Origin of the sequence: Brevundimonas vancanneytii (genome assembly GCF_901421975.1) — a bacterium.
In the GTDB taxonomy this organism is placed as follows: Bacteria; Pseudomonadota; Alphaproteobacteria; order Caulobacterales; family Caulobacteraceae; genus Brevundimonas; species Brevundimonas diminuta.
Genome location: NZ_LR588407.1, coordinates 2,078,470 through 2,094,466 on the forward strand (window position 1 = coordinate 2,078,470; position 15,997 = coordinate 2,094,466).

Annotated in this window: 18 protein-coding genes and 2 tRNA genes; 3 read left to right on the forward strand and 17 right to left on the reverse strand. The window is 65.3% G+C overall.

Annotated elements, in window-relative coordinates:
- Positions 1-18 precede the first annotated feature (18 nt).
- The 9 genes from FGL25_RS10340 to murA all read right to left on the reverse strand — a co-directional run bounded on the left by FGL25_RS10340 (position 19) and on the right by murA (position 4,514).
- A tRNA-Phe gene (locus FGL25_RS10340) sits at positions 19-94 on the reverse strand.
- 63 nt (positions 95-157) lie between these two features.
- On the reverse strand, positions 158-322 hold the full coding sequence (locus tag FGL25_RS10345) for a DNA gyrase inhibitor YacG (protein WP_138141630.1): 165 nt from the start codon (positions 320-322) through the stop codon (positions 158-160).
- Positions 323-324: 2 nt separating this feature from the next.
- Positions 325-474: a hypothetical protein gene (locus tag FGL25_RS17530; RefSeq protein WP_252970123.1), complete on the reverse strand. Its 150-nt coding sequence runs from the start codon at positions 472-474 to the stop codon at positions 325-327.
- Between the two features lie 58 nt (positions 475-532).
- Positions 533-1,336 (reverse strand): ribonuclease E/G, encoded by an 804-nt coding sequence (locus tag FGL25_RS10350; RefSeq protein WP_252970124.1) that lies wholly within the window; start codon positions 1,334-1,336, stop codon positions 533-535.
- The gene (locus FGL25_RS10355) at positions 1,336-1,935 is read right to left on the reverse strand and encodes a Maf family protein (RefSeq protein ID WP_138141631.1); all 600 of its coding nucleotides are present in this window, start codon (positions 1,933-1,935) and stop codon (positions 1,336-1,338) included. Before FGL25_RS10355 ends, FGL25_RS10350 begins: the two co-directional genes overlap by 1 nt.
- An 8-nt stretch (positions 1,936-1,943) precedes the next feature.
- Positions 1,944-2,162: a translation initiation factor IF-1 gene (gene infA, locus FGL25_RS10360; protein WP_003164348.1), complete on the reverse strand. Its 219-nt coding sequence runs from the start codon at positions 2,160-2,162 to the stop codon at positions 1,944-1,946.
- 105 nt (positions 2,163-2,267) lie between these two features.
- Positions 2,268-2,735, reverse strand: coding sequence for a UPF0262 family protein (locus tag FGL25_RS10365; RefSeq protein ID WP_138141632.1), 468 nt, complete (start codon positions 2,733-2,735; stop codon positions 2,268-2,270).
- A complete protein-coding gene (locus tag FGL25_RS10370) occupies positions 2,732-3,235 on the reverse strand; it encodes a DUF2948 family protein (RefSeq protein ID WP_046653022.1) in 504 nt (167 codons plus the stop codon). The genes FGL25_RS10365 and FGL25_RS10370 overlap by 4 nt, the downstream gene beginning before the upstream one ends.
- A complete protein-coding gene (murA, locus tag FGL25_RS10375; RefSeq protein WP_128116546.1) occupies positions 3,225-4,514 on the reverse strand; it encodes a UDP-N-acetylglucosamine 1-carboxyvinyltransferase in 1,290 nt (429 codons plus the stop codon). The genes FGL25_RS10370 and murA overlap by 11 nt, the downstream gene beginning before the upstream one ends.
- A gap of 395 nt (positions 4,515-4,909) precedes the next feature.
- Here murA and FGL25_RS10385 point away from each other — a divergent pair.
- Both FGL25_RS10385 and FGL25_RS10390 read left to right on the forward strand, forming a co-directional pair.
- Positions 4,910-4,984: transfer RNA gene (locus FGL25_RS10385), tRNA-Thr, on the forward strand.
- A gap of 589 nt (positions 4,985-5,573) precedes the next feature.
- Positions 5,574-5,825, forward strand: a complete 252-nt coding sequence (locus tag FGL25_RS10390) for a hypothetical protein (protein ID WP_138141633.1) — start codon at positions 5,574-5,576, stop codon at positions 5,823-5,825.
- A gap of 211 nt (positions 5,826-6,036) precedes the next feature.
- Here FGL25_RS10390 and FGL25_RS10395 read toward each other — a convergent pair.
- The 5 genes from FGL25_RS10395 to FGL25_RS10405 form a co-directional block, all read right to left on the reverse strand.
- Positions 6,037-7,409, reverse strand: a protein-coding gene (locus FGL25_RS10395) for an IS3 family transposase (RefSeq protein ID WP_095046155.1) whose coding sequence is annotated in 2 segments (ribosomal slippage) — positions 6,037-7,052 and positions 7,052-7,409 — 1,374 coding nt in all. Because the reading frame shifts where the segments join, the coding sequence is not laid out codon by codon here.
- Positions 7,294-7,638 (reverse strand): TonB-dependent receptor, encoded by a 345-nt coding sequence (locus FGL25_RS17535; RefSeq protein WP_252970259.1) that lies wholly within the window; start codon positions 7,636-7,638, stop codon positions 7,294-7,296. The genes FGL25_RS10395 and FGL25_RS17535 overlap by 116 nt, the downstream gene beginning before the upstream one ends.
- A gap of 1 nt (position 7,639) precedes the next feature.
- The gene (locus FGL25_RS17540) at positions 7,640-8,527 is read right to left on the reverse strand and encodes a hypothetical protein (RefSeq protein WP_252970125.1); all 888 of its coding nucleotides are present in this window, start codon (positions 8,525-8,527) and stop codon (positions 7,640-7,642) included.
- Positions 8,472-9,290 carry a TonB-dependent receptor plug domain-containing protein gene (locus FGL25_RS17545; RefSeq protein WP_252970126.1) on the reverse strand — a complete coding sequence of 273 codons (819 nt, stop codon included), beginning with the start codon at positions 9,288-9,290 and terminating at the stop codon, positions 8,472-8,474. Before FGL25_RS17545 ends, FGL25_RS17540 begins: the two co-directional genes overlap by 56 nt.
- Before the next feature lie 435 nt (positions 9,291-9,725).
- The gene (locus tag FGL25_RS10405) at positions 9,726-10,274 is read right to left on the reverse strand and encodes a GNAT family N-acetyltransferase (RefSeq protein ID WP_211205968.1); all 549 of its coding nucleotides are present in this window, start codon (positions 10,272-10,274) and stop codon (positions 9,726-9,728) included.
- 224 nt (positions 10,275-10,498) lie between these two features.
- Between FGL25_RS10405 and FGL25_RS10410 the strand changes: the two genes are divergently transcribed.
- On the forward strand, positions 10,499-13,771 hold the full coding sequence (locus FGL25_RS10410) for an amidohydrolase family protein (RefSeq protein WP_138141634.1): 3,273 nt from the start codon (positions 10,499-10,501) through the stop codon (positions 13,769-13,771).
- A gap of 214 nt (positions 13,772-13,985) precedes the next feature.
- Here the strand turns inward: FGL25_RS10410 and FGL25_RS10415 are convergent, their stop codons facing one another.
- The 3 genes from FGL25_RS10415 to msrB form a co-directional block, all read right to left on the reverse strand.
- The gene (locus tag FGL25_RS10415; protein WP_003164335.1) at positions 13,986-14,654 is read right to left on the reverse strand and encodes a DedA family protein; all 669 of its coding nucleotides are present in this window, start codon (positions 14,652-14,654) and stop codon (positions 13,986-13,988) included.
- Between the two features lie 121 nt (positions 14,655-14,775).
- Complete coding sequence (locus FGL25_RS10420; RefSeq protein WP_252865858.1) at positions 14,776-15,396, reverse strand: hypothetical protein; 621 nt, start codon at positions 15,394-15,396, stop codon at positions 14,776-14,778.
- Positions 15,397-15,439: 43 nt separating this feature from the next.
- On the reverse strand, positions 15,440-15,931 hold the full coding sequence (msrB, locus tag FGL25_RS10425) for a peptide-methionine (R)-S-oxide reductase MsrB (protein ID WP_046653013.1): 492 nt from the start codon (positions 15,929-15,931) through the stop codon (positions 15,440-15,442).
- Positions 15,932-15,997 lie beyond the last annotated feature (66 nt).

Here is a 15,997-nt window from a genome sequence, read left to right on the forward strand (position 1 = left end):
CATCATGTGAGGGGAAAGTGGTGCCTGGAGGCGGATTCGAACCACCGACACGCGGATTTTCAATCCGCTGCTCTACCAACTGAGCTATCCAGGCGTCGCTTTGCGTCGCGAGAGGCGGCTCTATAGGCGAGCCCGGACGGGCTGTCCAGACGCCAATTCACTCAATTCCGCGATCTTTTTCATCATCGTGCGCATCTTCGACCGGAATGGCGTAGCCGCCGGTGAACCAACGCTGCAGATCGATGTCGGCGCAACGCTTGGAGCAGAAGGGCTTGTAGGCGGCGACGGCCTCGGCGCGATGGCAAATGGGGCATTGGGCCATGCTCAGCCCTCCTTGATCTCGAACACGCCCGGCGCGGCGTCCGGGCGGATGTGGGCGCGCGGCCCTAGCTGCGCCACCCAGGGGGACAGGATCGCCGCTGACGTCGAACTACAGTGCAGCGTCAGGCGCGGCGCGGCGCGATCCGTCAGCAAGGCGAGGCGCAGGCGACGCAGGGCGCCGATCTCCAGCGCCCCCGGCGCCGCAAATCGTTCATCGGCAGGCGTACGCCCCCCACGGCAAAGACAATTGCAGCAGGCCGAACCGGCTCAGCGGCCCGATCGCCGCCCCGGCGTGATCGGCGAACGCCTGGCGCGCCATGGATAGAGTGGTCTCTGGATGCAGGCCGACGCCCACTAGGTCGATGGCGACCAGACCGCCCCACCCTTTCAGCGCCAGCAACCGCGCCGTCTGGCGCAGGCCCTCGCGATTCACCGCCTCGCGCCCCTTGCGGGAATCTCGACCGGCGGCTGGCGCGTAATCAATGTCGACCGCGATCAGGGCGCGCGTCCGCTGCACGGCCAGGTCCAGACCCACGCCTGGTTCGATCACGCCGCCGGACAAGGCTTCTTCTTCAGCCTCCAGCGCCGCATGAATCGCCTCGGCGCCCGTGGACACAGGCACGCCCGGCGCCAGCATGTTCAGAATGGCGGCGACGTCGGGTCCGGCCTCCAGCAGACGCGGCTCTCCGCCCGCTTCTCCCAGGTGGCGCAAGACCGGCCCCTTGCGCTCGCGCGGCTCGGCCGTGACCAAAAGTTCAAGCTTGGCGCCTTCCGCCGGACGATCCGCCTTGCCCAACGGCAGAAAGCCGAACGGTTCGCCGCAACCCAGGTCGATGAAGGCCCCGTGCAGGCCAGGCGCCAGGCGCGCCACACGGCCGACGACGCGAGCCCCCAGGCGATGTTCGGGCCGATCGTCGTCTCTATGTATAATGAGGGCGCAGGCGCGGCCGTCGCGAAAGACCATGCCACGGGTCTCGCCCGGAGCCGCGTCCAGGAAGACCTCGACATCGGCCATCAGGCCGCCTCGCCTCTCCAGCCTGCGCCGCGCAGCAGATTCGCCGCCTCATATAGCGGCAGGCCCATGACGGCGGGGTGGCTGCCGACGATTCGGGTGATGAAGGCGGCGGCCCGGCCCTGAATGCCATAGCCCCCGGCCTTGCCGCGCCATTCGCCCGAAGCGACATAGGCGGCGATCTCGTCCTGAGACAACGGCTTGAAGCTGACGCGGGTGTCGACCACGCGCCAGGACGTGCGCCCGCCGCAGATCACGGCCACGCCGGTGAAGACGCGATGATTGCGCCCCGACAGCAGTTTCAGGAAGCGGATCGCCTCCGCCTCGTCAGCGGGTTTTTCCAGCAGGCGGCGTCCCACGGCCACCACGGTGTCAGCCGCCAGGACCACGTCATCGGGATGACGCTCGGCCACGACCGCCGCCTTGGAGCAGGCCAGACGCTGGGCCAGACGCGACGGCGTCTCGGCCTTCTCAGGCGTTTCGTCGATATCGGCGGGATCGACCAGATCGGGCGCAATGCCGATCTGCGCCAGCAATTCGATGCGGCGCGGGCTCGACGAGGCCAGAATCAACCTCGGAGCCGAAGCGTCAGGACGCGACACGCGCGTCCTTACTTGAAGCGGTAGGTGATGCGACCCTTGGTCAGGTCATAGGGCGTCATTTCGACCAGCACCTTGTCGCCGGCCAGCACCCGGATGCGGTTCTTGCGCATCTTGCCCGCGGTGTGGGCGATGATCTCGTGATCGTTTTCCAGCGTCACGCGGAACGTCGCATTCGGCAGCAGTTCGCTGACCACGCCGGGGAATTCCAGCAGTTCTTCCTTAGCCATGCGGCCTCTCTCGCCCGTGTGAACAGCTACGGGCCCGCGCCGAGCGTGAGCGCGAGCCGTGAAAGTGAGGGCGCCTAATGCACCAAAACGCTTAGATAGTCGAGTTCAGCCCCGACGGTAGAGGGCGCAGACCAGGGTGAAGAGCCGGCGCGCCGTCTCCTGGTCGATCTCCACCTTGCCGTCCAGCCGGGTTTTCAGCAGGGCGGCCCCTTCATTGTGCAGCCCCCGCCGCCCCATATCGACCGACTCGATCTGGCTGGGCGAAGAGCCGCGCAGGGCTTCATAATAGCTTTCGCAGATCAGGCCATAGTCACGGATCACCGTCTTCATCGGCGTCAGCGACAGGACATGCGTCCGGCTGAAATCCGGTCCGGAGATATCGAAGGCCAGACGATTATCCTGCGACGACAGGGCCAGGGTGTAAGGGCCGCCCGCCGCGCCGTCCGGAATGAAACTGTTCTGTTCGACCAGATCGAAGATGGCCACCCGGCGCTGATGCTCGATCTCGGCCGTAGCGGCCGGCAGGGAGGCGTTGTCGATCTCGATCGCGGTCAGCTTGTGCGGTCCGCTCATTGCGCCGCTCCGTCCAGATGGGTCGGCGCCACCCGCGCGGGCCAGCGTTCGGAAAGGTCGGTCAGCACCGCATCCAGGCACTCCACGTCGATCCGCAGATCGCCACCGCCCGCGAACATCATCATCACCTGACCGCCCGGCGCCTCGGTCGGCAGGAAGTCGAGCGCCAACAGCTCCAGCGCCGCCTCGGGCAGGCGCGGCAGACGGCGGCTCTTGACCGCCTGGACGTCGCCGAACTGCATGGCCGCCATGACGCGCGTGCCGCCGCATTCCCAGCAGAAGCGCGACAGGACGACGGTCAGGCGCCGCGCCTCCTTCTCCCAGCGGATGTCGACCGGACGCATGATGGCGTCCTGAAGCGCGGCCGAGATGATCTGCAGGTCGTCCGCGTCCTCGGCCAGCAGGCGCAGCGGCGTCATCGGCGCCAGGCTTTCGCCCGCGGCGCCTTCGTCCGCCACCTCGTCGGTCAGGGTCGAGATCGGTTCGCCGTCAGTGCTCATCGCCCTCCCCCTTGATCCGTCGGACATCGGCGCCGCAGGCGCCCAGCTTCTCTTCCATCCGCTCGAAACCGCGATCCAGGTGATAGACGCGGCCGACCGTCGTCTCACCTTCGGCCACAAGACCGGCGATGACCAGAGACATGGAGGCGCGAAGATCCGTCGCCATGACCGGCGCGCCCTTCAACCCCTCGACGCCGCGCACCACGGCCTCGCCCGCATGGACGGCGATGTCCGCGCCCAGGCGCGCCAGTTCCGGCGCGTGCATGAAGCGGTTCTCGAAGATGTTCTCGTGGATGACGCTTTCGCCCTCGGCCGTCGTCATCAGCGCCATGAACTGCGCCTGCAGGTCGGTGGCGAAGCCCGGATAGATCTCGGTCGTGACGTTGACCGCCTTCAGCCGCTGCGTCGGGTCGCGACGCACGATCAGGCCGTCCTGCGTCGGTTCGATCTCGACGCCCGCCTCGACCATCTTGTCGGTCAGGGCGGTGATCAGGTCGGCGCGGCCCTTGGTCAGGCGCACCTCGCCCCCCGCCATCGCCGCAGCAAGCGCATAGGAGCCCATCTCGATTCGATCGGGAATCACCGACCAGGTCGCGCCCGACAGGGACGAGACGCCGGTGATCGTCAGCACGTCCGTATCCAGGCCCTCGATCTTGGCTCCCATGGCGATCAGGCAGCGAGCCAGGTCGCCGATTTCCGGCTCGCGCGCCGCACGCTTCAGCACCGTCGTCCCATCCGCCAGCACGGCGGCCAGCAGGGCGTGCTCGGTCGCACCGACCGATACGAAGGGAAACTCGATCTCGGCCCCGCGCAGGCCCTTGGGCGCGGTGGCGCTGACATAGCCCTCTTCCAGCTCGATCGCCGCGCCCATGGCCGTCAGGGCCTGAAGGTGCAGGTCGACCGGCCGCGCGCCGATGGTGCAGCCGCCCGGCAGGGAGACCTTGGCGTTCCCAGTGCGCGCCAGCAGCGGCCCCAGCACGTTGAACGAGGCCCGCATCTGACGCACCAGGTCATAGGGGGCGAAGGTCGAGGTCAGCTCCGGCGCGTGGAACAGGGTCTCCTGCCCGTCCGCCCCGTCGCGCTCGGTCACCTCCACGCCGAACTGGCGCAGCAGCTGGCCCAGGAAACGCGTGTCCGCCAGACGCGGCATATTCGTCAGCAGCAGGGGCTGATCCGTCAGGATCGACGCCGCCATCAGCTTGATCGCCGAGTTCTTGGCCCCGCTGACCGGAATCGAGCCGTTAAGGCGGTTGCCGCCGTGAATGACGATGCTGTCCATGGGTGTCGGGGAAGTCCTGGGAGGCCCGGACCCCTACGGCCCGGCGAACCGGTTATCTAGCAAGCCGAACGGCGCCCGCGAAAGGCCGTAACGTCGCAAGACGGATGACTTTCAGTTGCTTTCGCTCGGCGGCCGCGTCCCGCCCGCGCCCGGCGCCTTTCGGCGGCGCAGATTCGTGCGCAAGGCGGCCGCCAGGCGCGCCGCGCGCTCGGCCTTGGCCAAGGCTGCGGGACTGGCGGAAGGGGGCGAGGCGACGTCAGCGCCCGTCTCGTCTGCGTCTTTGGTCGGCTTATCCATGACGGCAACAGACCGTGTGCAAAGATTTTGATCAAGCGTGCATTTTTGGCTTGGCCCGGCCGAAACCTTTGGCTATACGGCCGCTTCCTCAGTGACCCGCCGCCGTAGCTCAGTGGTAGAGCGCATCCTTGGTAAGGCTGAGGTCGGCAGTTCAATCCTGCCCGGCGGCACCACACTGACCCCTTGGATTTACAAGGGGGTTTCCGAGAAATCAGAAACTACCCCCTCGCGGGGATACGCTCGATGATTGCGTGATATTTCAAGTACCGGCCGCATTTGTTGAAGAGAGCGCACAATTTGTGCCTGTGTCAGCCTCGGCTCATGAGTCAAGTCAAAGCCGATCCTTCTCACCTTACCGTCAGCCTGAACCTCGGTCACAGCTCACACAGGTGGCGGTGCGTATAGCGCCTGCATGGGCGATGGCGAAGATGATTGGAAGTACCAGGATTGCACGCCCTGGCCGATAGAGCTCGACCGCCACCTCACGGCAAGGACAGCACCATGGTCTGATGGTGCCTTTTAAGGTGCGGGCCAGGAGGCTCAACGAAGAAACGACAAACACGAAACGACCAATGACTCCTTCTGGGTAGGATTGCGTGCAGGCTTTCGCTCCGACACCGAAATTGGGTGTCCGTTAAGAGGACGCTCCCAATGAGAACCCCTCCGATCAAAGCGATCACACAAAGATCATTGGTATTTTAATGCACAACCTATGATCGTTTCTCTCGCCTTCGGGAGGAAGGCTCATAGGAGGAAACAACCTTGAAGAAACTCGTGCATCTCGCCCTTGCTGCGGCTTTGGTAGCCTCTTCATCGGTTGGCGCTACAACCCTCATTCCGACCAGCGCGTCAGCCGCAGTAGTCATGGAAGAGCCGTGGGCCATCATCACCTACATTCGCGATGGTCAACCTGTCGGCTACACGGAGGTCTTTTGCAGCAGTCCTGACGTCTCGTGGGGCGACACAACCAACTACGACTATTCAGTTTGGACGACATACTTCATGTGTCCCTAAGCTGATCGCGCCAGAGTAGCTCGCTCAGATGAAAGCCCCTCGGCCTAATAGTCGGGGGGCTTTTGGAATTGAAGCGAAAAGGGCCTATTCATAGCCTCCGTCGAGGCACCGAAGTCGTCCGTCGTGAGAACCCAAATTGTCCGTCGTCGAAACATTTGGCGCAGGTTTGGCGTGGCGTTAACGGAGAGCGGGCCTCGTCAGGGGTTGGCTTTTAGGCGGCGAGCTTGCGGTGCTGCAAGCGGCGATGTTCGATGGTCTGTTTCTTGATGGCGGCGCGCTGGGCGTGGATCTGCCGATCGCGGCCAAAGTAGGCATCTGCGGGCGTCACATTGCCCAGGCTTTCGTGATAGCGCTGGTGGTTGTAGTGCTCGATGAAGGCTTCGATCTGGGCTTCGAGATCGCCGGGCAGGTAATAATTCTCCAGTAGGATGCGGTTTTTCAAGGTCTGGTGCCAGCGCTCGATCTTGCCCTGTGTCTGGGGGTGAAAGGGGGCGCCGCGCACGTGGCTCATGGACTGGGCCTCGATATAGGCGGCCAGTTCGCCCGCGACATAGCTCGGGCCATTGTCCGAGAGCAGGCGCGGCATGTGCAGCACGGTGGCGCTGTCACAACCTGATGCGGCCAGCGCCAAGTCCAGCGTGTCGGTGACATCGCCCGCCGTCATGGTGGTGCACAGCTTCCACGAGATGATGTAGCGGGAATAGTCGTCGAGCACGGTTGAGAGGTAAACCCAGCCCCAACCGATCAGCTTGAAATAGGTGAAGTCGGTCTGCCACATCTCGTTTGGTCGCATCGTCTTGGTGTGGAACTCGTCGCGGGCCTTGATGACGATATAGGCTGGGCTGGCGATCAGATCCTGTGCCTTGAGCAGGCGATAAACCGTGGCCTCGCAGACAAAGTACTGCTTCTCATCGGTAAATTTGGTGGCCAACTCGCGGGGCGAGAGTTCGCTTTCCTCCAGCGCCATGTCGATGATCTGTTTGCGCACATTCTCGGGCAGCCGGTTCCATACCCGGCTTGGCGCCGAGGGGCGGTCTTCCAGCGCCTCAGGCCCACCATCAAGGTAGCGGGCATACCAGCGGGCAAAGGTGCGGCGTGGGATGCCCAGTTTCTCCAGCGTCTGTCGGGTGGGCAGATGGGATTGCTCGACGAGGCGGATGATCTCGAGCTTTTCTGCGGCGGGATACCTCATTCTTGGTCGCCCCCATCCGCGATCATGCTTTTTTTAAGCAGGCGGTTCTCGAGCGTCAGGTCGGCCACGCATTCCTTGAGAGCCAGTGCTTCACGGCGCAGATCCTTGACCTCGTCACTGGTGGCGGCACGGGCCGTGTCCCCGGCCAGACGGCGTTTGCCAGCCTCAAGGAATTCTTTTGACCAGGAATAATACACGCTCTGGGCGATGCCTTCGCGGCGGCACAGTTCAGCGATGCTCTCCTCGCCGCGCAGGCCTTCGAGCACGATGCGGATTTTATCCTCGGCCGAGAAATGCCGGCGTGTGGCACGGCGAATATCTTTCACCACCACCTCGGCGGGCTTCTTGGTGGGCTTGGCAGCCAATTTTGGGCTGGAGGGATTGGGTCTCATCTGCGTTCCTTACGTCACTGCGACGAGACCCAATCCCTCCATTATCCGCAACCCCAGATCTGTGCCAAAGGCGCTGACGCCGAACAGTCAGGTTGCCCTCGGCCACGCCGCCGAACAGTTCGGGCACGCTGGGGATGCGGAAGCCGGTGCCGTAGGTGGCGCGCAGACGCAGGCTGTCGACCACCGTCCAGTTCAGGCCCAACTTATAGGTCGTCTCGCCGCCGAACATGTCATAGTCCGAGTAACGGACCGCGCCGTCCAGTTCGAGCCGCTGCACGAACGGCAGGTCCGCTCAGCAAGGGCGCCGACAGTTCGACATAGGCTTCCTTGGCCTTGGTCTCGCCCGCGATCGGATCCTGCTGGTTGGTGTTGGAGATGCCCAGCACCGTCAGGGCGTCGGGATCGCGCCAGCCCTTCTCTTCGCGATAGACCAGCCCCGCCGCCATCGCCAGGGCGCCGGCCGGCAGCTCCATGACCGTGCCGCTGACGTCGAAGGTGAAGCTCTTCTGCTCATTGCCGCCCGTGTCGCGCGAGTTGAACAGAATGTAGTCGAGCACGTCCTGATTGACGTCGCCCATGCCCAGATAGTCGCCGCACGGCACAGCCGCGCCCGGCGTCGGACTGCACAGCGAGGTGTTCAGCGTATCGCCCAACCGTTGCAGGTTGACGATGTTGGTCATGCCGTCGACGCCGGTGTTGCGGCCCCAGTTGGCGGAAGCCTCCCAGGTCCAGTCGCCGGCGATGTCGCCGCGCGCGCCGCCCACGAAGCGGTAGGTGTCCGTTTCCTGGAAGAACTGACGCTGGCCCGGCTCGACCAGAAGACGACGGATCAGCAGCAGATCCTGGCCTGTCGGGTTGGTCGGATGATCGGCCGCGATGCGAATGTCGCGCAGGGCGCCCGGAGCCGCCATCTGGTTGCTCTCGCGGTGAGTGAAGAACAGCTCGCCGAACAGGCTGACGCTATCCGTCAGTTGATAGTCGGCCAGCACGGCCGTGCTGAAGCGCTCGATCGGCGAAGAAGCGTTCAGATAGCCGTTTGAGTTGTGGTTGTGCTTGGCCGGATCATACGGCTCGTAGAAATCGCCGTCTCCTCCCGGCGTCTGGTTGAAGTTGATCATCTGCCCGTTCGGCAGGACCGCGCCGGCCGCCCGGCGTCGTGGCGCTGGAAAGACAGGTCAGGGCGCCGTTGACTTCGCCCAGGCCGCACGGCGCGCGGCTGGCCAGATTGACCTCTTCGGACTTCTGATAGGTCAGGGCGGCGGTGACGCCGCCTCGATCGTTCTTGATGCCCCACAGGACGTCGAAGGTCACATCCTGGCCGTCGCCTTCATCGGTGACGCCGTACTTGCCCGACACCTTCAGGCCTTCATAGCCGTTGACGGTGATGATGTTCACCACCCCGGCCACGGCGTCCGCGCCGTAGATGGCCGAGGCCCCGTCCTTCAGCACGTCCATGCGGGCGATGATCGGGGTGGGGATCATGTTCAGGTCGGGTGCGCTGTTGGCGCCGGTGCCGCCGTTGACCACGCGACGCCCGTTGATCAGCGTCAGGGTCCGGTTGATGCCCAGGCCGCGCAGGTTCACCTGCGCCGTGCCATAGCCGTTGCCCGTCCAGTAGGAGTTCGTCTGATTGCCCGCCGCGCCGGCCGACGCCGGAAGGCGCTGCAGCAGGGTCTCGACGTTGGTGATGCCGGTGCGCTCGATGTCCTCGCCAGTCACGACCGTGGCGGGGCCGACCCCGCTGATGTCCTGACGTTTGATCCGGCTGCCGGTGACGACGATGTCGTCAACATTGGTCACATCGACTTCCTGAGCCGACGCCGCCCCGCCGTACATAGTCGCGGCGACAGCCGCCCCCGCCAACAAAAGCCTCTTTTTCATCGTCCCCATGCCTTCCCACTTAGGTATTCGCTCAGAACCTTTAGCTCTGACTGGGGCGGAACCTGTGCGGGAGGCGTCTTGAGCGTCAAGTCATGTATATACATATGACAGCTCAAAAATCGGTAATATTTATGCCGCATTAATGCAAAAATGGGGCAAATTTACCCCGAATTTGACCAAGATAATAACGACACCCCTCCCCGCCTTCGAAAGACGGGCTGGACATGACTATTTTCCGTTGCTTCAAATGATCATGCGATTTAAACATGACCGTAGATTATTTCGTTTTAATACTTGAGAAACGGCAATACGCAGCCGAACGCCCAACCCCTCAAAACAATGTGGGGACAGGCGCCAGATTTTCGGAAACACACAAAAGAACGTCACAAGATCGAATCCTGCGACGGTTCCGCTTCGCCGTTCGGCGCCCATGGGTCACGCCAGGTCGAGCGCCAGGATCATGTCTTCATACTCACGCCCGCCCACGCTGAAGCGCCGCTGGCCGAGCCTGACAAATCCGGCGCGGGCATAGAAGGCCAAGGCCCGCTGGTTCTGAGCATAGACGCCCAGCAGCAATCGCTGCGCGCCCCGACGTCGCGCTTCATCCTGCGCCGTCGCCATCAAGGCGCGGCCCAATCCCCCGCCCTGGAATCGGCTCAGGGCGTAGATCCGCTTCAGCTCCAGATCATCCTCGCGGACCTCGACCTCGGGAAGCTGCGGCTTGTCCAGCAGCGCATAGCCGATGGGCGCGCCATGTTCGACCTGAGCCAGCCACGCCGCCGCCCCCGCCTTCAATCGCTCCGCGTAATAGCCAGAGGCATGCGCAACGCCGCAATGCGCGACGATGGCCGCGCCGTCCAGCACCCCTGCGAAGGTCTCAAGAAAGGTGGCCGCCCCGATCAAGGCCAGGGCGTCGGCGTCATCAGCCTGAGCGCTCACAAGCGTCCAGGCCGGCGCATTCGACGCTTCACTCAACGCACTCACTCAGAACTCCATTGTTCGTCGCCCGGCAAGAGCGCCCGTGAGAAGCTCCGTCAGCTGGAGCTTGACGGCAATACGACGAAATCGCGCAGGCCCGCGCCATCGCCTGCGCGACGGCAAACCGAAGATTATTCGGCCTTTGCGCCATTATCCCGACTGGTCAACCCTGACCACGCGCCGCTAGCTTCGTCTCATCAAGTTTTGTTCGAGGGGCTGAGGGGCTTTTCATGAAGCGTATTCTGATGACCACGGCTGCGGCGCTGACCGTGGCCTTTCCGGCGTTTGCACAGACGCCCGCAGCGGGCGCGGCTGATGCGACTCCGAAATGGGACGTGCAGAACCCGATCGGCGCCCAGCGCGACGTCAACATCAACGTCGACGAAGGCACCTGGATGGCGCTGGACGTCAGCCCCGACGGTCGCGAAATCATCTTCGACCTGCTGGGCGACATCTATGTAATGCCGATCAGCGGCGGCGAAGCCCGTCCCATCGCCTCGGGCGTGGCCTGGGACATGCAGCCGCGCTATTCGCCGGACGGCCGCTTCATCGCCTTCACCTCAGACCGCGCGGGCGGCGACAACCTGTGGGTCATGGACCGCGACGGCTCCAACCCGCGCCAGGTGTCCAGCGAGACCTTCCGCCTGCTGAACTCCCCCGCCTGGACGCCGGACAGCCAGTTCATCGTCGGGCGCAAGCACTTCACCTCCTCGCGTTCGCTGGGCGCGGGCGAGATGTGGATGTATCACCGCTCGGGCGGCGGCAGCGGCGTGCAACTGACCGAACGCCGCACCCAGCAGAAGGACACGGGCGAACCCGCCTTCTCGCCGGACGGCCGCTATATGTACTTCAGCGACGAATCCACGCCCGGCGGCGTCTTCGAATACTCCAAGGATCCGAACACCCAGCTCTATGTAATCCGTCGCCTGGATCGCGAGACGGGCGAGATCAAGCCTTTCGTCACCGGGCCGGGCGGCTCGGTGCGCCCCACCCCGTCGCCGGACGGCAAGTCGCTCGCCTTCGTGCGCCGCGACCGCTACCAGTCGACGCTCTACGTCATGGACCTGGAGTCCGGGCGTGAGACGCCGATCTATGACGCCCTGGATCGCGACATGCAGGAGACCTGGGCCATCCACGGCGTCTATCCGGGCTTCGCCTGGACGCCGGACAACGGCTCCATCGTCATCTGGGCGGGCGGCAAGATCCGCCGCATCGACGTGGCCTCCAAGGCCGTCAGCGAAGTGCCCTTCCGCGTCACCGACACCCGCCGGGTGCAGGAGACGGCCCGATTCCCCGTCGACGTGGCCCCCGCCCAGTTCGACGTGAAGATGATCCGCTGGGCCCAAACCTCGCCGGACGGCTCCAAGGTGGTGTTCGAGGCCCTGGGCAATCTTTGGGTCCGCGACCTGCGCAACGGCGTGGCCGGAACGCCGCGTCGCCTGACGCGCCAGAGCGACCATTTCGAGCTGTACCCGTCCTGGTCCCGTGACGGCCGCTCCATCGTTTACACGACCTGGAACGACGAGAACCTGGGCTCCATCCGCGTGGTTCCGGTCGCGGGCGGCGAAGGCCGCACCATCACGACCAACCCCGGCCACTATCTGGAGCCGCGCTTCTCGCCGGACGGTCAGACGGTCGTCTATCGCACCTCCAGCGACGGCTATCTGCGCTCGGCCATGTGGAGCCGCGAGCCGGGCGTCTACCGCGTCTCCGTACGCGGCGGCGAGCCGGTCAAGGTCACTGATTCCGGCTCCAACCCGCAGTTCGGCGCCCGTAACGACCGCATCTTCCTGGCCGATCGCGACGGCGACAAGCGCGTCCTGAAGTCCGTCAACCTGTCGGGCGAAGACGAACGCACCCACCTGAGCAGCGACTGGGCGGCCGAGTTCTCGATCTCGCCGGACGAGCGGTGGATCGCCTGGACCGAACGCTTCAACGCCTATGTCGCCCCCTTCGTCCCGACGGGCCGCCCGATCACGGTCGGCGCCGACGCCAAGGCCCTGCCGCAGACGCGCGTCACCCGCGACGCCGGCGAATGGCTGCACTGGTCCGGCGATTCCAGCCGCCTGCAGTGGTCGATGGGGCCGGAGCTGTTCTCGCGTCCGCTGAGCGAAAGCTTCGCCTTCATGGACGGCGCGCCGGCTGACCTGCCCAAGCCCGCCGAACACGGGATCAAGATCGGCTTCAGCGCCGACTACGCCCGCCCCAGCGGCGTCACCGTCCTGACCGGCGCCCGCCTGATCACCATGAAGGGCGAAGAGGTGATCGAGGACGGCGTCATCGTCGTCAACGGCAACCGCATCGAGGCCATCGGTCCGCGCGGCTCGGTCACGGTTCCGGCCGGCGCCCGCGTCATGGACATGGCCGGCAAGACCATCATCCCCGGCCTGATCGACGCCCACTGGCACGGCAGCATGGGTTCCGACGAGATCATACCGCAGCAGAGCTGGGTGAACTACGCCGCCCTGGCCTTCGGCGTGACGACGCTGCACGACCCGTCGAACGACAACAGCGAGATCTTCGCCCACAGCGAACTGGCCAAGGCCGGGCGCGTGGTGGCGCCGCGGATCTTCTCGACCGGCACCATTCTGTATGGCGCGGCTACGCCGACGACGGCCGTGGTCAACAATCTGGACGACGCGCGCTCGCACCTGCGCCGGATGCAGGCCATCGGGGCCTGGAGCGTCAAGAGCTACAACCAGCCCCGCCGCGACCAGCGCCAGCAGATCATGCAGGCCGCCCGCGAACTGGGCATGATGGTCGTGCCGGAAGGCGGCTCACTGTACCACGCCAACATGAGCATGCTGGTCGACGGCCACACCACCATCGAGCACTCAGTGCCGGTGGAGCGGATGTACGACGACGCGGTGCAACTGTGGTCGCAGACGGGGACGGCCTACACCCCGACCCTGGTCGTAGGCTTCGGCGGCGCCTGGGGCGAGAACCACTGGTATGAGACGACGGACGTCTGGAAGGATCCGATCCTGACCCAATACGTGCCCCGCCGCATCCTCGACGCGCGTTCGCGCCGTCCGGTGAAGACCCCGCCGGAGGAGCTGAACCACATCTCCATCGCCCGTGAGTCCAAGCGGCTGATGGACCAGGGCGTCTCGGTCCAGATCGGCGCCCACGGCCAGCGTGAAGGCCTCGGCGCCCACTGGGAGCTGTGGATGTTCGAACAGGGCGGCATGAGCGCCCACGAATCCCTGCGCGTCGGCACCATCAACGGCGCCCGCGCCCTCGGCATGGACAAGGACATCGGCTCGCTGGAAGTCGGCAAGCTGGCCGACCTAGTCGTGTTGAACGCCAATCCGCTCGAGAACCTGCGGGACTCGACCAAGATCGGCTACACCATGATCAACGGCCGCCTGTTCGATAACTACATGAACGAGGTCGGCGGCGCTGAGCGCAAGCCGTTCTGGTTCGAGAGCGAAGACGGCCAAGCCTGGAGCGCCGACGGCACCGCCTCGGCCGCCGACAGCCACGGCCACACCCACGACTGATCCCGCCGCCAGGCAGGAACGCGAAAGGGCCCGGCATCCGCCGGGCCCTTTTTCGTGGTGACTCTATTGGCCCTAAGCGTTGGTCGTCGCCCTTCATTCCCGCTCAGCCCGGCGGACGCCGGGATGAGCGGAGGCCGGCAGTATGAAAGCCCAAGGGTGACGAAAGATAAAAATCTCGCGGCGTGCGCCTTGAAGCGCGAACGGGGCGAGGAGGTTACTCCCCCAGCCCTCGCACAGAGGCTTCCAGCAAGGCGTTGCGCCGCGCCGCACGGCCCTTCAACCAGCGCATGGCCAGCACCAGCGCCAGCACCACTGCGCCGAAGGCCAGCAGCCACAAGGTCGGATTGTGCGCCTCGCTCATCATCTCCAGCTTGGCCAGGCCCTTGGCCGCCAGATAGCCCGGCGCCAGCATGGCCAGCACCCAGACGAAGGCTGAGCTGACATTGGCGAACTGGAAGACGCGCTGACGCATCTGCAGCACCCCGACCATCACCGGCACGAAGGCGCGCAGCGGGCCGAAGAAGCGGCCGATGAAGATGGAGGCCACGCCGTAGCGGCGGCAGTACAGGCGCGTCCAGGCCAGCTTGCGGCGGTGCGGCACCAGCAGATGGTGGCGCAGCACCCGCGTGCCCAGACGGCGCCCGATCCAGTAGGAGATGGCGTCGCCCATGACGGCGCCGATGACGCAGCCGCCGATGACGGTGAAGGGGTCCAGCACGCCCGCGGCCACCAGGCCGCCCGCCGCGACCAGCAACCCCGTCGCCGGCACGAAGGCGCCGATGACGACCAGGGACTCAAAAAAAGTCACCGCGCCAAGGATCACGCCGGCCCACATGGCGTTGCGGGCGATGAAGTCGGCGGCCGAGGTAAGCAAACTGTCCATACTGATCCTTTGCCCGAGGGCATATGGGATCAGCCCATAGAAAGGGAATGCGGCGATGCGACGCCAAAGGGGAAAAAGCGCGCGCCGTGACCCTCAGGCCGCACTTTAACCGCCCAACGCCCTATCGCGTGGCGTCATCCGGCGTTTCGCGGCGCTCATCATCCAGATCGAACGGCCGGATGCGGCTGGAACGCTCGCGCGGGCTGCGTACGCCCCAGGGCCCAGGCACGGCGCCGTAGGCGTCGCGCCAGCCGTAGCCGTCCAGGCCGAAGCGTCCCGCACCAAAACCATAGGGCCCATAGCCATAGCCATAGGGATAAGCCCAGGGCGCGTTCTTCGTCTGGCTGAAGCTCAGGTTCAGCGTGCCGTTCTCGCCCAGCGGCAGAGAGACCGCCGCGCCGAAATCCTTATAGCCGCCGGTGCCGATCCCGGCGCTGACCTGACCGTGCATCTTGCGCGGCGCGGCCTCTTCCCAGGCGTCAGCCCAGGTCTCGACGGGCGGCGCATCCGCCTTGCGCTCGCCGATCCAGCGGGAAATCTGCTCTTCTGTAGACAGGCCGTGGGGGGCTGCCGTCTGAAGCGTCACGGCGGGCGAGGCGTCGCCGACCGTCGCGGCCAATGCATCGGCGCTCGCCGTCGGCACGGCGCCCGGACCAGCGCGCGGCGCCGTCGACACCACGCCCTCGGGATCGCTGCTCGCCAGCAAGAGGGAGGCGGCCATGAGTTCGATCAGCATACGCATCTACTCCCGTTCACAACCACCCTAACCCCAAATGCGGCCAAGGTCAGGCCGTCCCGTCGTCGCGCCCTAAGGGATCAGGCAGAGGCTCGCCTTCAGCCACGAAACTGAGCGCGACCGAGTTGATGCAGTAGCGCAGGCCCGTCGGCGGCGGACCATCGGGGAAGACGTGGCCCTGATGGCTGTCGCAACGGGCGCAGCGCGTCTCGACCCGCACCATGCCGTAGCTGTCGTCGCGCACGGCGCGGACGTGAGCCGGATCGACCGGCTCGTTGAAGCTGGGCCAGCCGGTGCCGCTCTCGAACTTGGTCCCCGAGCGGAACAAGGGCAGGCCGCACTCGCGACAGCAGAAGACCCCTGCCCGCTTTTCACCCAGCAGGGTTCCGCAGAAGGGCGCCTCGGTGCCGTGGGCCAGAAGCACGCGCTTCTCTTCCGGCGAGAGGTCGGCCTCCAGCGCCACGCGCTGGCTGTCGGTCGGCGGCGTCAGGTCATAGCCGGAGGCGGAACGCATCGGGGCGGCGGATTCGGTCTGGGTCATGATCTCAAAATAGGAAGGGCCGGACGGTCGTTCCACCGTCCGGCCCTCGATAGTCCGTAATGAACG

Coding starts and splice junctions, on each gene's coding strand:
- FGL25_RS10345 (WP_138141630.1), bottom strand. CDS start 322: ATGGCCCAATGCCCCATTTGCCATCGCGCCGAGGCCGTCGCCGCCTAC.
- FGL25_RS10350 (WP_252970124.1), bottom strand. CDS start 1,336: ATGGCCGATGTCGAGGTCTTCCTGGACGCGGCTCCGGGCGAGACCCGT.
- infA (WP_003164348.1), bottom strand. CDS start 2,162: ATGGCTAAGGAAGAACTGCTGGAATTCCCCGGCGTGGTCAGCGAACTG.
- FGL25_RS10365 (WP_138141632.1), bottom strand. CDS start 2,735: ATGAGCGGACCGCACAAGCTGACCGCGATCGAGATCGACAACGCCTCC.
- FGL25_RS10370 (WP_046653022.1), bottom strand. CDS start 3,235: ATGAGCACTGACGGCGAACCGATCTCGACCCTGACCGACGAGGTGGCG.
- murA (WP_128116546.1), bottom strand. CDS start 4,514: ATGGACAGCATCGTCATTCACGGCGGCAACCGCCTTAACGGCTCGATT.
- FGL25_RS17535 (WP_252970259.1), bottom strand. CDS start 7,638: ATGTTCGGCGGCGAGACGACCTATAAGTTGGGCCTGAACTGGACGGTG.
- FGL25_RS17540 (WP_252970125.1), bottom strand. CDS start 8,527: ATGATCAACTTCAACCAGACGCCGGGAGGAGACGGCGATTTCTACGAG.
- FGL25_RS17545 (WP_252970126.1), bottom strand. CDS start 9,290: ATGAAAAAGAGGCTTTTGTTGGCGGGGGCGGCTGTCGCCGCGACTATG.
- FGL25_RS10410 (WP_138141634.1), top strand. CDS start 10,499: ATGAAGCGTATTCTGATGACCACGGCTGCGGCGCTGACCGTGGCCTTT.
- FGL25_RS10415 (WP_003164335.1), bottom strand. CDS start 14,654: ATGGACAGTTTGCTTACCTCGGCCGCCGACTTCATCGCCCGCAACGCC.
- FGL25_RS10420 (WP_252865858.1), bottom strand. CDS start 15,396: ATGCGTATGCTGATCGAACTCATGGCCGCCTCCCTCTTGCTGGCGAGC.
- msrB (WP_046653013.1), bottom strand. CDS start 15,931: ATGACCCAGACCGAATCCGCCGCCCCGATGCGTTCCGCCTCCGGCTAT.